The organism is Candidatus Stoquefichus massiliensis AP9, assembly GCF_000455285.1.
GTDB lineage: Bacteria > Bacillota_I > Bacilli_A > Erysipelotrichales > Coprobacillaceae > Stoquefichus > Stoquefichus massiliensis.
Genome location: NZ_HG005284.1, coordinates 325,820 through 340,206, shown reverse-complemented (window position 1 = coordinate 340,206; position 14,387 = coordinate 325,820). Strand labels below are relative to the sequence as shown.

Here is a 14,387-nt window from a genome sequence, read left to right as displayed (position 1 = left end):
AGATGGCAGAGCCATCATATCTTTATGTCCTTAGTTTTTTATACTGGGTTTGGCTCTCGAACCAGTGTATTTTTAGAATAACATAAATGGATTTATATCGCAATATTTTTAGCAGTGGTCCTTATAAAATATATTAATAGTATAGAATAAAGGTAATCAGAATATACTTGAAATAGACTATAACTTATGATAATATATAGTCGAAAAGAAGTTAATGCTGAGACATCGTTCTCAAACGAAAACCCAAGGAACACACTCCTTGGGTTTTCTCGGCTTATTATCAGTGATGTCTACTATCAAGCCATCTGCAAAGAAAGTATAATACCAATCCTGCTGCGACAGAGACAATAAAAGAAGCTAATGCTTCAAACAACATCATTCTCACCTCCTTTCAAGGGAGGGCTGATAACACAAAGATTATATCATAGAAATGATGAGTATGCGTCTCAAATTCGTCTCAATTTTATTTCAGATATTGATGAGTAAAGGAATTTATTAAAAAAACTTTGCCTTTTATACCCCTATTCGATATAATAACAATGATTTAAGGGGGCTATTATGATTAGTGATATTGAAGTACTGTGCAAATTGGGAAATATAAAATATAATTTAATGAAAAATGATCCTTTTCGCTTTTTTGTAAGATCATTTATGGCAGGGGCTTATTTAGGGATAGCAGCGATTTTGTCATATACTTTAGGAGCGTTATTGAATGATCATAGTGTTGTTGGAAAAATTGCTGTTGCTGGAACTTTTGGAATTGGTTTAGTAGCAATTGTTTATTTAGGGGCTGAATTGTTTACAGGGAATTGTTTTGTGACGATTATGCCTGTTTTAAAAGGTGAATTGAAATTTCGTAGTATTCTTCCTATGTGGTTAACTTGTTATGTTGGAAATATGGTTGGAATTGCTTTAATATGTTTTTTATTTATTAAGAGTGGTTCACAGGAAAGTATTATGATTCCTTATTTACAAGGAGTTATGGAATCAAAATTGAATTTTAGTGTTATTGAATTATTGATTAGAGGTATCTTGTGTAACTTTATTGTTTGTGTAGCCGCTTATTCTGGTGTAAAGATTAAAGATGAAACAGCGAAACTCATTGTTATTATGATATTGGTTATGACATTTGTATTACCAGGATTTGAACACTGTGTTGCTAATGGAGGAATTTTTGCAATGGGGATGACTCAATTAGGAAATACAATTAATTGGTCACTTATGCCGATCCATATGCTTGTTTCTTCAATTGGAAATATTTTAGGTGGAAGTGTTTTATTAGCTGTTCCTATCTACATCATGTTTAGAACACCTCAAAAATAATATAAATATGTATTCTCTAAAGAATGGGGGATACATTTTTTTGGTTTTATTGTCACAAATCATTTTTTATTACAGTCTAATATAAAAAGAGGAAAAATAATGGAAAGAGAAGAATTATTTCATGAGATTGATGAAGCCATAGCAGGTAATGAAAAAGCTTTAGAAACAGTTATATTGAGTGTTCAGGATTTGGTGTTTAATTTGTCTTTAAGAATGCTTGGTACATTAAGTGATGCTGAAGATGCAACACAGGAAATTCTATTAAAGGTTGTGACACATCTTTCATCATTTCGTAAAGAGAGTGCTTTTTCGACATGGGTCTTTCGGATTGCTGTTAATCATTTGAAGGATTATAAGAAACACATGTTTGCATCACAGACATTAAGCTTTGAATACTATGCACATGATATAGAACATCCACAGGTTCGAGAGATTCCAGATATGTCACAAAATGTAGAGAAGAGTCTACTGGCTGATGAATTAAAGATGTCTTGTACAAATGTCATGTTGCAATGTTTGGATAGTGACAGTCGTTGTATTTTTATTCTAGGAACAATGTTTCATATTGATAGTCGTATTGCTGGGGAAATACTACAAATAACACCTGTTGCATATCGTCAAAAACTTTCAAGAACACGAAAAAAAGTTGCTGAGTTTTTAAAAACATATTGTGGGGAATATGGCAATGGAAATTGTCACTGTATCAATCGTAGTGACTATGCTATATTGACACAGCGATTACATCCTCAAAATCTTGAATATACATCTTCATTAGAATCTAATCAGACATTATTGGATGTCAAAAATGCTATGGAAGAGATTGATACTTTTGCTGAACAGTTCAAATTTTTAAAACTTTATCAATCCCCTCAAAAGACAAAACAGTTTGTCAAGCAGTTGCTTCAATCAACACAAATCACAACAATACAAAATACACATTTGGAGGAAGTTTCATGAGAACAGATCATATCTTACAATATTTAATAGATTTAAGAGAAAATAATGAACGTGAGTGGTATCATGCTCATAAAAAAGAATATCAACAAGCTCAAAATGATTTTGAAGAACTCATACAGGAATTGATTTTAAAGATAAGTGAATTTGATGAGAGTATTGCTGATAAAAACCCCCATGATTTAACATTTAAACTTGTACGAGATACACGTTTTAGTCATGATAAATCTCCATATAATCCCGCGTTTCGTACTCATATTGCTAAACAAGGAAAATTACCAATACCTGTAGGTTACTATATGATGATTAAACCTGGACAATCATTTATTGGTGGGGGATTATTTGCAGATATGTTTAAGGATGCAACAACTTTCGTAAGAGATTATCTTGTTGAACATCCTCAGGAGTGGCAAGATGTTATAAAACAATTAGGAGACGATTTAAAAGTAGAAGGGACAGCACTTAAAAAAGTTCCAAAGGGATATGATACAGAAAGTCCTGTATCAGAATATTTAAAATATAAATCATGGTATATTGAATATCCTATTAATGATGAAATAATAAGAAATCCACAATTATTTTTAAATACAGTTGTTCCACTTTTTAAAAAAATGAAAATTTTAAATGATTATTTAAATCAGGCACTTATTGATTTTAGAATGCCGGAAAGAAAATAAAAAAAGACTTACATCATTTTTAAAAATATGCTAAATTAATTTCAGCAAATAAATAGAGGTAGAATTGGAAACGGTACATGTGTGTCACATGGTTATGAACAACACACATGTATTTTTTTGTGTTTATACAAGGAGGATTTATGGAAAAATCAAAATTACATCAATTTATATTTACAGTATCAATGGCACTTGTCATGGTTTATGCAATGATTTGTTATAATGTTGCATTGAATATTGGAGGAATGTCTAATCAAGTTTTTGTATTAGCACTACATGAATTAATGATTATGTGGCCAATTGCAATAGTGTTAGAATTATTTTTTGTTGAGAAACTTGCTGTTTCTCTTGCAATGAAGAAAGTAGATTTAACACGCGATAGTGAACAGCATGTTAAACTCACAATCTGTACAATGATTGTTTGTATCATGTGTCCAATTATGAGTTTAGTAGCAACATTGCTTTTTAAAAATGTAGGTACAGAAATCATTGCTATATGGATAGAAACAACGGTTTTTAATTTCCCAATGGCACTTGGTTGGCAAATATTTTTTGGAGGAGCATTTTTAAGAAAAATAGAAAGTTTTTTTATTAGACAAATCAGTTGATTTGTCTAATTTTAAGATATATATCATGATTTGTATATTGGCAAAAATGAATTTTTATTCTATCGTTGCAATGGCCTATAATAAAAGACATAAAGAAGGAAAAATAGAGAAAAGTATAAAGATATGTTTAAACAAGAATAAAGTAAATTTTAATCTTTTTCTCAAAATGTTATTTTGCTTGAAATGTCAAAAAAATAGGAGTAAACTATGAAAGAATAAAGGATAAAGTGAGGAGGGATTATTTTGGACAAAATTATTCAGGATATTGTTGCTGTAGATTTAGAGTGCTCACAAAAGGTTGAAGAAGCTCGTAAGAAAAAACAAGATGTTCAAACGAACATGAGCGCCAAGAAAAAAGAAATCTATGATTCTTTTGTCAAAGAGTACCAAGTGAAAATTGATGCTCATAAAAAAGAATTGGAAGCAGAGATACAGGAAACAAAGGCCAAAAATGAACAAGAGTATAAAGAATCACTAAATCAGCTCTCTAGTCTTTACGAAAAGAATAAAGATGAATGGGTGTCTACCATTGTTAATCGTTGTAAAGAAATTTAGAGAAGAGGTGATTGTATGAGTTCTTTTTCATCAAATGCAATTCTTGCGAAAGCGAGATCTATGTATTCACGTAGATTAACAGAGCAGAATTATGAAGAATTACTGAAAAGAAGAAGTATAAATGATTTGGTTGCCTATCTTAAAAGTGAAACTGCTTATAGTGAAATTCTTTCTGAAATTAAAGAAGTGAATATTCATCGTGGACAATTAGAAGCCTTATTAAATAAGGAAACATTTTTAAGATTAAATCGACTTATGAGATTTGCTTCTAAGAAAGAATTGGAATTCTATCGATTAGGTGTAACAGAACTAGAAATACAATTGATTTTAACAAAAACAAGATTAATTGTTTCTGATTATTACACTGGATATGAAATAGAAATTCCAGATTATTTGAATAAATATGCAAGTTTTGATTTATATGGTTTATTATCTATTAATGATTATGATAGTTTGTTAGTTGTTTTAAGAGGAACAAAGTATTATGATGCATTATTAAAATATAAACCTGTTGATGATAAACCATTGGATTCTAATATGTTAGAATTAGAATTAAAACATATTTATTTCGCAGAGTATGTTGATACAGTCAATAAATTATTTAAAGGAAAAAAACGTAAAGATTTATTAACAATGATCAATACCTCTATAGAATTACAAAATATTACAAAGATATATCGTCTTAAAAAGTACTTTAATGCAACTCCAGATCAAATCAGAGAAACATTATTTATGGAATATAGTCGTATTCCACGTAGTGTAATGAATGAGTTGATTGAAACAAAGGATGCCAGTGAATTTCTAAAGAAATTGGCTGAATCTCCTTATAAGTTATATGTTGATGATCATGAATTTGTTTATATAGAGTATTATACTGAGCAGATTAAGTATAATCTTGCTAAGCGTTTTATGCGTTTTTCAACAGATAGTGCATTGGTATATATGACATATAAAATTGTATATCAAGTAGAAATTGATAATCTTAAACATATTATTGAAGGTTTAAGATATGGAGAAGCACCGAGCCAAATTGAATCGATGTTAATCTACTAGGGGGAAATGTTATGGCTATAGAAGAAATGGTATTGTTAAATATGACTTTTGATCGTCAAAATCTTGATCAAGTCTTATTTAAACTTAAAGATTCAAAATACTTTTATCCTCAATCTGCTTCAAAGATTGTCAATAATGTCAAAGGTGTACATGCTTTACAAGAGGACAATGTTTATACTAAGATATTAGATCGTTTGATTCAGATTGCATCTGATATAAAATTAGATTTAAATAGAGATTTAGCTCCTGACTATACTTTAAATCAAGGGAAAACGGATGATTATTTAAAGGGATTAGAAGAAGAAATAAAAAAGATAAAGGATGTTCAAGATCAATTGATTACTGAAAAGAACGAGAATGAAGTTACATTAGAAATGTTAAATTGTTTGTCTCTTTCAGAAGTTAATTTAGATCAGTTGATGGAATGTCAATATATGAAAGTAAGATTTGGTCGATTTAAAAGACAAAATCTTGAAAAGATTCAATATTATGAAGGTCGTCCATTTATTTTTAATAAATTGGGTGAAGATCGTCATTATGTTTGGTGTTGTTATATTGTAACGAATAACTTACTGTTAGAAGTTGATAACATCTTCCAAGCGTTAGGGTTTGAAGAGATTGCTATTCCTTCATTTGTGCATGGTAAATTAGATGATGCCAGAAAGGAATTAGAAGAAGAGATTCATGCGATGGAAGAGTATATTTTACGTATGGATCAAAAGATGACAATTTTAAGAGAAACACACAAAGTTGATTTATTAAAACTTTATTCAACAGCCTCTTTCTTACAAAGAATAGAAGCTTATAAAATCTTTGTCGTGGATTATCAAAGTAAATGTGCAATTTATGGATTTGTTCCAACACGTAAACTTGAAGAATTAAAAATGATTCTTAAAGAGATTACAAGTATGGAATACCAGCAGTTACCTGCAGATATTTTAGATCATCAGGAAGTTGTTGCACCAACAGTTGTGCATAATGCAAAAATTGTCAAACCATTTGAAACTGTTAGTAAGGTTAAACAATCAGATGTTATTGATACAACAATAGCTTTTGCATTTCTTTATTATGCAGTCTTCATTGTCTTTTTGGGGGATTTAGGAGTGGGAGCAGTGCTTATATTGCTTGGACTTCTTATGAGAAAGAAGAAAATGGGACCATTACTTCTTTCACTTGGTATAGCAGCTGCACTTGGTGGATTGATTTATGGAGATGTTTTCTACACAATCAGTCTTTACCCTGCAATAGCCTTGCCACTATCAACTGTGTTTAAATTAATTGATGGTATTGTTCTTTTGATCGCAGGAACTTATACAATCAATGCATTTAAGAAAATGTATTTACAGGATTCTACAGTTGAAAGAGTTCTCTCAATGAAGGGAATTTGTGGTTTGATTGTTGTTTATGCATTGCTTGTTTATTTTGGATGCGCTTTTGAAGCCCATATGAACTTGTCAATCATGCCATTCGCTATTGTAATCGTTGCTTGCCTTGTATTGATTTTTGGTAAATCAATCATGAAAAAAAGATCAGCACATTAAGGAAAGGAGAAACATATGGCAATAGCAAAATTGAAGCTACTGGAAATAGAGTTCCCAGCGGAACAATATGACGCCGTTTTGATGAAACTCATCAATACTGATGATTTCCATCCAGAGTTAGCTTCTAAATTTGCAGATTCTGTGCAAGGACTATCAGTATTAAATAGGGAAAATCCGTATGCTGATTTAATCGCTCGTATGGAAGAAGCAAGAGATAATTATCATTTAAAATTACAAAATGTAGATGTAGAGAGTACAAGAATAAATATTATTCAGGCAGATACATTTTTCTGTAATGTATTAGAACAAGTTGCAAAGATTGAGAAGGTTAAGCAAGATCTTCAAACAATGATTGAAGAAAATGAAGCAACAATTTCTCAATTGGAGCATATGATTGATGCAAAACTTGATTTTGATAGATTATTCAGTTGTAAATATTTACAAATTCGTTTTGGGAGAATTCCAACTGTTAATTTAGATAAATTACAATATTATGGAGCTCAAGAGTTCTTATTTATGGTTCTTCATAAAGGAACAAAAGAAACATATTGTGGTTATATCACAACAGAAACAAAAGCTCCTGAAATTGACAACATTTTCTCTTCATTATATTTTGAAAGAATCCATATTCCTGAGTTTGTTCATGGAACACCTCAAGAAGCATTGAATGTTTTGAAAGAAGAAGATGAAACTGCAAGAGATTATTTAAAAGTTCTTGATGAAAGAATTAATAAATTATTTAATGATAACGTAGAAGAAATGAATCATATTTATTCTGTTTCTAAGAAACTGAATGAAACATATGATGCTCAGAAATATGTCGTTGTCTTTGGTAAAAATGCTGCCGTTTATGGATTTGCTGAAGAAAAAACAGCAAAGCAAATGAAAGCAGATTTTGAAACATTAGAAGATGTTCACGTTGAATTAAAACCAGCAATGGGTGATTCACGTTTAACACCACCAACAAAATTAAAGAATAACTGGTTCTCAAGACCATTTAGAATGTTTGTTGAAATGTATGGTGTACCATCTTATACTGATTTTGATCCAACAAATCTTGTTGCGATAAGCTATACTTTCTTATTTGGTATGATGTTTGGAGATATTGGACAAGGTATTGTTTTATCACTTGTTGGATATTTCTTCTACAAATGGAAAGGTATGCAGTTAGGTGCTGTAGGAATGCGTTTAGGGATTTCTAGTACGATATTTGGTGCTATATTTGGTTCGTTCTTTGGATATGAACATTTATATGAGCCAATGTTTATTCCAATGGAGTCAGAAAATACAATGACATTATTAATGGCTGCCATTGCGACAGGAGTTATCTTAATTATTATTTCTATTGTATTTAATATTGTTTTAAACTTAAAGAAAAAACATTGGGGAGATTTATTATTCTCTCAAAATGGTATGGCTGGGTTAGTATTTTATGTATCTGTGTTACTTATGGTTGCCAATATGTTAGTAGGTTTAGATTTACCATTAGGTGGTCCAGTTTACATAGTGTTATTAATCGCTATGCCAGTTGTGATGATTTTCTTAAAAGAGCCTTTATCACATAAACTTGAAGGTGAAAAGATGTTCCCTCATGGATTTGGAGCATTCTTTACAGAAGCTTTCTTTGAATTATTTGAAGTTATGTTAACATTTATTGCCAATACAATGTCATTCTTGCGTGTAGGTGGATTCGTTTTATCACATGCTGGGATGATGATGGTTGTTTATACATTAGCTAAGATGGTTAATGGAGGTGTAGAGTCATTAACTTTTGCATATTTGTTAGTAATTGTTATTGGTAATATCTTCGTTATGTGTTTGGAAGGTATGATTGTTGGGATTCAAGTTTTACGTCTCGAATTCTATGAAATGTTCTCACGTTATTATGAAGGTAAAGGGAAACCTTTTATTGCTATAAAAGAAAAATAAAAAAATTATATTTGGAGGAATTATATTATGAATTTATTAATGTTTATTTTACCATTAGTTGCTGTTGTTTTATTATCATTACCATTAGTCAAAATGTTTACTTCTAAAGTAAGCAAAGAAAGTGCGAAATGGCGTTTATTAACTCATGTTGGTGGGTTCTTTGGTGCTGTTGCTTTAACATTATGTTTAACTATGGGTTCTGCTTTTGCAGCTGAAGGTGCTTCTATTACTGGTACTTTAGCTCAAGGTTTAGGATTTATTGCTGCTGCTTTATCTACAGGATGTTCTGCATTAGGTGCTGGTATTGCCGTAGCTGCAGCTGCTCCAGCTGCTATTGGAGCATTCTCTGAAAATGATAATAACTTTGGTAAAGCTTTAATCTTCGTTGCCTTAGGTGAAGGGGTTGCTATTTATGGGTTATTAATTTCAATCTTAATTATTAACGGTTTATAATATTTATAAGAAAGGTCTGATTATATGAAGTTCTTCTTAATCAGCGATAATATTGATACATTGATGGGACTAAGACTTGTAGGTATTGAAGGGGTTGTTGTTCATACGAGAAAAGATTTTCTTGAAGTTCTTCAGTCAAAAATGAAGGATTCAACAATTGCTATTATCTTAGTCACTACAAAGTTAGTCGATATGTGTCCAGATATTATATCTGAGATTAAATTAAAACAACAAAAACCTTTGATTACTGAAATACCTGATCGTCATGGAAATTCTAAAATTGGTGAAACAATTGATGGTTATGTATCTGAAGCAATCGGAGTGAAACTATAGGAGAGAAAGATTATGCAAAATATTGATCAAGTATTTCTCTATATGAAAGATGAAATTGAAAGACAAGCGAAGAATGAAGAAAAATCTATTCTTGATGAAGTGAAATCTCTTGAAGAGGAAGCTTATGAATCTATGAAAGCGGAAGCAAAAAGAGATGCTGATTTAAGATTAAAACAAGAAGAAGAGGAAATGAGTTCTAATGCTTCTGCTGAAATTTCTGAAAGTCATATTGAAAGAACTAAGAAATTGATTGAAAAAAGAGATGAATATGTGAAAACTATTTTTGATAAAGCACGTGAGGAATTGCTTGCTTTTACAGGTAGTAAGGATTATACATCTTTTATGGAAGATAAATTAAAGAAAGTTGCTAGTGATTTTGAAGGATCAAATGCAGTGATGTATGTAGCTGCTAAGGATTTATCTATGGAAAAAGCTTTGGTTAAAGCTTTTGGTCATGAGATTAAAGTAGAAGCAAGTGATGATATTACTATTGGTGGATTTATTATTGAAGATAAGGAATCTTCTTTAGTTGTTGATGAAACTTTAGATTTTGCTTTAAATAATCAAAAAGAATGGTTCAATAAAAACTCTGGATTAATTATTAAATAAAAACAAGGGGGATTTGAAAGTGAATGAAAATGTAATCTATTCAATCAATGGTCCCGTTGTTACAGTCAAAGATACTGATGCCTTTTCGATGCTAGAAATGGTTTATGTTGGAAATGCAAGATTGATTGGTGAAGTTATTTCAATCAAGAAAGAATTTACAACTATCCAAGTTTATGAAACGACAACAGGATTAAAGCCAGGAGAACCTGTTTATGCGACAGGTCAACCTATTTCTGTAACTCTTGGACCTGGAATATTAAGAAATATTTTTGATGGGATTGAAAGACCCCTAGAAGAAATAGCTAAGGAATCTGGATCATTTATTCCTACAGGTAGTCATGTTGATCCACTTGATAAAAATAAATTATGGGATGTGACAATGGTTGCTAAAGTTGGTGATCAAGTTAAAGGTGGAGATATTTATGCTACTGTTCCTGAAACTGATTTAATTACTCATAAGTGTATGGTTTCACCATACACTCAGGGTAAAGTTGTTGAAGTAAAACCTGATGGTCAATATAAGATTGATGATGTGGTGATGAAAATTGAAGATGAGGATGGTAATATTGTTGAATGTACATTGACGCAAAAATGGCCAATCAAACAATCTCGTCCTGTCACAAAACGTTTACCAATCTCAATGCCACTTGTTACTGGACAACGTGTTATTGATACACTGTTCCCAATTGCGAAAGGTGGAACAGCTGCAATTCCTGGTGGATTTGGTACTGGGAAAACAATGACGCAGCACCAATTAGCAAAATGGTGTGATGCTGATATTATCGTTTATGTTGGTTGTGGAGAACGTGGAAATGAAATGACACAAGTTCTTGAAGAATTTAGAGAATTGATTGACCCTAAGTCAAACAAACCTTTAACAGATAGAACAGTGTTGATTGCTAATACTTCTAACATGCCAGTTGCAGCTCGTGAAGCATCTATTTATACAGGTGTTACACTTGCTGAATATTATCGTGATATGGGTTACCATGTTGCCATTATGGCTGACTCAACTTCTCGTTGGGCAGAAGCGTTACGTGAAATCTCTGGACGTCTGGAAGAAATGCCTGCCGAAGAAGGGTTCCCAGCTTACTTACCATCACGTTTATCTCAATTCTATGAACGTGCAGGATATATGGATAACTTAAATGGAACAAAAGGTTCTGTAACGATTATCGGAGCAGTTTCACCACAAGGTGCTGACTTCTCTGAACCAGTCACTCAAAATACAAAACGTTTCGTACGTACATTCTGGGCATTGGATAAAGCATTAGCTTATGCACGTCACTATTTTGCGATTAACTGGAATCAAAGTTATAGTGAATATATTCCTGACCTTGAAAGATGGTTCAATAAAAATGTTGATCCTAAATTCTTAAGAGATCGTCAAGAATTAGCAAGTATTCTTGCTGAAGAAACAAAATTAATGGAAATTGTAAAATTAATGGGATCTGATGTTTTACCTGATGATCAAAAATTAATTATTGAAGTAGCAAAACTTGTACGTGTTGGTTACTTACAACAAAATGCATTCCATCCTGATGATACTTATGTACCACTTGAAAAACAATTGAAGATGATGGAAGTGATCTTATATATGTATAAACGTGGTAAGGAAGTTGTTAATGCAGGTAAACCAATTCGTTTGATTTTGGAGACAGGTATTTTTGAAAGAATTGTTAAAATGAAATATGATGTTCCAAATAATAATTTAGCATTATTTGATGATTATTATAAAGAAATTGATGAAGCAGTTGCATCGATAGACTAAAGGAGGAATAAGTTATGAGTCTTCAATATGTAGGTTTGAATGAAATTAACGGTCCATTAGTCGTATTAGATCATGTCAAAGGTGCTTCATACGACGAAATGGTTGAATTACAATGTAAAGATGGAACAACACGTTTAGGACGTATTGTTCAAATTGAAGGAGAAAGAGTTGTTGTTCAAGTATTTGAAGGAACAAACTCGTTATCTCTTGTTAATACAAAAACAAGATTATTAGGTCATCCAATGGAATTGCCTGTGTCTAAGGAAATACTAGGACGTGTTTTCTCTGGTGCTGGTAAACCAATCGATGGTTTAGGTGAAATTTATGCAGAGAAATCAATGGATATCAATGGTTTACCATTAAATCCAGTTGCTCGTATATATCCAAGAAACTATATTAATACTGGAATTTCATCTATTGACTGTTTAACAACATTGATTCGTGGACAAAAATTACCAATCTTTTCTGGTTCTGGTTTGCCTCACAATCAATTGGCAGTACAAATTGTTAAACAAGCCAAAGTTGCAGATGATGAAGGTAAAGGATTTGGGGTTGTTTTCGCTGCAATGGGTGTTACAAATGATGTTGCTGAATATTTTAGACGTTCATTTGAAGAAGCTGGAGTTATGCAAAGAGTTGTTATGTTCCTGAACTTATCAAATGACCCAATTATTGAACGTATTTTGACACCAAGATGTGCTTTGACAGCTGCTGAATATTTAGCATTTGAACATAATATGCATATCTTAGTTATTTATACTGATGTGACTTCTTATTGTGAAGCGTTACGTGAGTTCTCTTCAAGTAAGGGAGAAATCCCAGGGCGTAAAGGATATCCAGGATATCTTTACTCTGACCTGGCTTCATTATACGAAAGAGCTGGAATTGCTAATTCGGCAGAGGGGTCTGTAACACAAATCCCTATCTTAACAATGCCTAACAATGATATTACACATCCAGTTCCTGACTTAACAGGATATATTACAGAAGGACAAATTACACTTGATTCAGAATTAAATGCTATGGGTATTTATCCTCCAGTTAGTGTTTTACCATCATTATCACGTTTAATGAAAGATGGTATTGGTGAAGGATTTACAAGAGCTGACCATTCAGCGGTGTCTAACCAGTTATTTGCTGCTTATGCACATGTTCAGGATGTTAAGTCATTAACTTCTGTTATTGGTGAGGATGAATTGTCTGCAGTAGATAAGAAGTATATGGAATTTGGACGTTTATTTGAACGTTATTTCATAAATCAAGGTTTCAATACAAATAGATCTATTGAAGAAACACTTGATTTAGGATGGACATTATTATCTGTTCTTCCTAAGGGTGAATTAGATCGTATTGATAATGCAGTATTAGAACAATTCTATAATCATGAAAAAGCAGTAGCTCAATTTGAACTTCAAGAAGAAGGAACAATCAAAGAGTTACAGCAGGCAATGAATAATGGCTAATCAAGTCTTTCCAACAAAAGGAAATCTCATTGCTACAAAAAAGTCACTAGAACTTGCGTATCTAGGATATGACTTAATGGATAAAAAAAGAAATGTTCTAATCAAAGAAATGATGAGTTTATTAGACGATGTCAAGATGATTAGAGATGATATTACTGGTTCTTATCAAAAAGCATATTATGCACTTCAAGAAGCTAATATGTCTTTAGGGATTATTAGTGATATTGTTGAAGCAGTTCCTATTGATGAAGGAATTAGTGTCACATATCGAAGTGTTATGGGTGTTGAAATTCCTAAAGTGACTTATGAAAAGACACCACTTCGTTTAGGGTATGGTTTTGAAAGAGCTAACTCTAAAGTAGATTATGCATATAGATGCTTCTATCATGTAAAAGAATTAACAGTAAAATTAGCTGAAATAGAAAATGCTGTTTATCGTTTAGCCAATGCTATCCGTAAAACACAAAAAAGAGCAAATGCCCTTAAAAATATTTCTATTCCTGAATTTGAAAGAACTGTCAAATTCATTAGTGAAGCATTAGATGAAAAAGATAGAGAAGAGTTCTCTCGTCAAAAAGTCATCAAAACACAAAAAGATAAACAAGAAAGTTTGAAAAAGCAAGGTTCTGCATAGAATCTTGTTTTTTTTCGTTAAAGAAATTGAAAAATTTTGCGTATATATAAAGTAGGAGGACTATTTTATGACAAAAGAACACTACATGGATTTAAAGTTTTACAATAAAATTCAAACATTGATGAATACTGCAAAACAAACGGTTTATCAAACTGCTAATTTTATAATGGTAAAGACTTATTGGCAAATTCGTAAGATGATTGTAGAAAAACAAGGTGGTGAAGAACGTGCTGAATATGGAAAGGGTTTGATTAAAGAATTATCAAAACAGATGACAAAAGATTATGGAAAAGGCTATACTGTTTCTAACTTAAAGTATATGAAACAATTTTATCTAACATTTCAGAATAGTCATGCATTGCGTGGCCAATTAAATTGGACTCATTATAGATTACTATTGAAAGTTAAAAATGATAAAGCAAGGGAATTTTATATGAATGAATGTATTCAGGTAAACTAGAGTACTCGTCAGCTAGATAGGCAAATT

Annotated in this window: 15 protein-coding genes and 1 riboswitch; all 15 genes read left to right on the top strand. The window is 31.6% G+C overall.

The window, feature by feature from the left end:
• Positions 1-24: 24 nt before the first annotated feature.
• A riboswitch (PreQ1 riboswitch) is annotated at positions 25-71 on the bottom strand.
• Between the two features lie 487 nt (positions 72-558).
• The 15 genes from BN350_RS01855 to BN350_RS20810 all read left to right on the top strand — a co-directional run bounded on the left by BN350_RS01855 (position 559) and on the right by BN350_RS20810 (position 14,360).
• Positions 559-1,323 (top strand): formate/nitrite transporter family protein, encoded by a 765-nt coding sequence (locus tag BN350_RS01855; RefSeq protein ID WP_044600032.1) that lies wholly within the window; start codon positions 559-561, stop codon positions 1,321-1,323.
• Positions 1,324-1,422: 99 nt separating this feature from the next.
• Positions 1,423-2,280 carry an RNA polymerase sigma factor gene (locus BN350_RS01850; RefSeq protein WP_028042075.1) on the top strand — a complete coding sequence of 286 codons (858 nt, stop codon included), beginning with the start codon at positions 1,423-1,425 and terminating at the stop codon, positions 2,278-2,280.
• A complete protein-coding gene (locus BN350_RS01845) occupies positions 2,277-2,954 on the top strand; it encodes a DUF2461 domain-containing protein (protein ID WP_028042074.1) in 678 nt (225 codons plus the stop codon). The genes BN350_RS01850 and BN350_RS01845 overlap by 4 nt, the downstream gene beginning before the upstream one ends.
• Positions 2,955-3,094: 140 nt before the next feature.
• Positions 3,095-3,559 (top strand): DUF2798 domain-containing protein, encoded by a 465-nt coding sequence (locus tag BN350_RS01840; RefSeq protein WP_028042073.1) that lies wholly within the window; start codon positions 3,095-3,097, stop codon positions 3,557-3,559.
• Positions 3,560-3,802: 243 nt separating this feature from the next.
• A complete protein-coding gene (locus BN350_RS01835) occupies positions 3,803-4,114 on the top strand; it encodes a hypothetical protein (RefSeq protein ID WP_028042072.1) in 312 nt (103 codons plus the stop codon).
• Between the two features lie 15 nt (positions 4,115-4,129).
• A complete protein-coding gene (locus BN350_RS01830; protein ID WP_028042071.1) occupies positions 4,130-5,167 on the top strand; it encodes a V0D/AC39 family V-type ATPase subunit in 1,038 nt (345 codons plus the stop codon).
• Positions 5,168-5,178: 11 nt separating this feature from the next.
• Entirely contained in the window at positions 5,179-6,708 is a 1,530-nt protein-coding gene (locus BN350_RS01825) for a V-type ATP synthase subunit I (protein ID WP_028042070.1), read from the top strand.
• 15 nt (positions 6,709-6,723) lie between these two features.
• Positions 6,724-8,637: a V-type ATP synthase subunit I gene (locus BN350_RS01820; RefSeq protein ID WP_028042069.1), complete on the top strand. Its 1,914-nt coding sequence runs from the start codon at positions 6,724-6,726 to the stop codon at positions 8,635-8,637.
• Positions 8,638-8,664: 27 nt separating this feature from the next.
• The gene (locus tag BN350_RS01815) at positions 8,665-9,090 is read left to right on the top strand and encodes an ATP synthase subunit C (RefSeq protein ID WP_028042068.1); all 426 of its coding nucleotides are present in this window, start codon (positions 8,665-8,667) and stop codon (positions 9,088-9,090) included.
• Positions 9,091-9,114: 24 nt separating this feature from the next.
• Positions 9,115-9,423 (top strand): V-type ATP synthase subunit F, encoded by a 309-nt coding sequence (locus BN350_RS01810; RefSeq protein ID WP_028042067.1) that lies wholly within the window; start codon positions 9,115-9,117, stop codon positions 9,421-9,423.
• A 12-nt stretch (positions 9,424-9,435) separates the two neighbouring features.
• A complete protein-coding gene (locus tag BN350_RS01805; protein WP_028042066.1) occupies positions 9,436-10,032 on the top strand; it encodes a V-type ATP synthase subunit E in 597 nt (198 codons plus the stop codon).
• A gap of 19 nt (positions 10,033-10,051) precedes the next feature.
• On the top strand, positions 10,052-11,803 hold the full coding sequence (locus BN350_RS01800; protein WP_028042065.1) for a V-type ATP synthase subunit A: 1,752 nt from the start codon (positions 10,052-10,054) through the stop codon (positions 11,801-11,803).
• A 14-nt stretch (positions 11,804-11,817) separates the two neighbouring features.
• Positions 11,818-13,266: a V-type ATP synthase subunit B gene (locus BN350_RS01795; protein ID WP_028042064.1), complete on the top strand. Its 1,449-nt coding sequence runs from the start codon at positions 11,818-11,820 to the stop codon at positions 13,264-13,266.
• Positions 13,259-13,900: a V-type ATP synthase subunit D gene (locus BN350_RS01790; RefSeq protein ID WP_028042063.1), complete on the top strand. Its 642-nt coding sequence runs from the start codon at positions 13,259-13,261 to the stop codon at positions 13,898-13,900. Before BN350_RS01795 ends, BN350_RS01790 begins: the two co-directional genes overlap by 8 nt.
• A gap of 67 nt (positions 13,901-13,967) precedes the next feature.
• Positions 13,968-14,360 (top strand): DUF1016 N-terminal domain-containing protein, encoded by a 393-nt coding sequence (locus tag BN350_RS20810; protein WP_196802937.1) that lies wholly within the window; start codon positions 13,968-13,970, stop codon positions 14,358-14,360.
• The last annotated feature ends 27 nt before the right edge of the window (positions 14,361-14,387 follow it).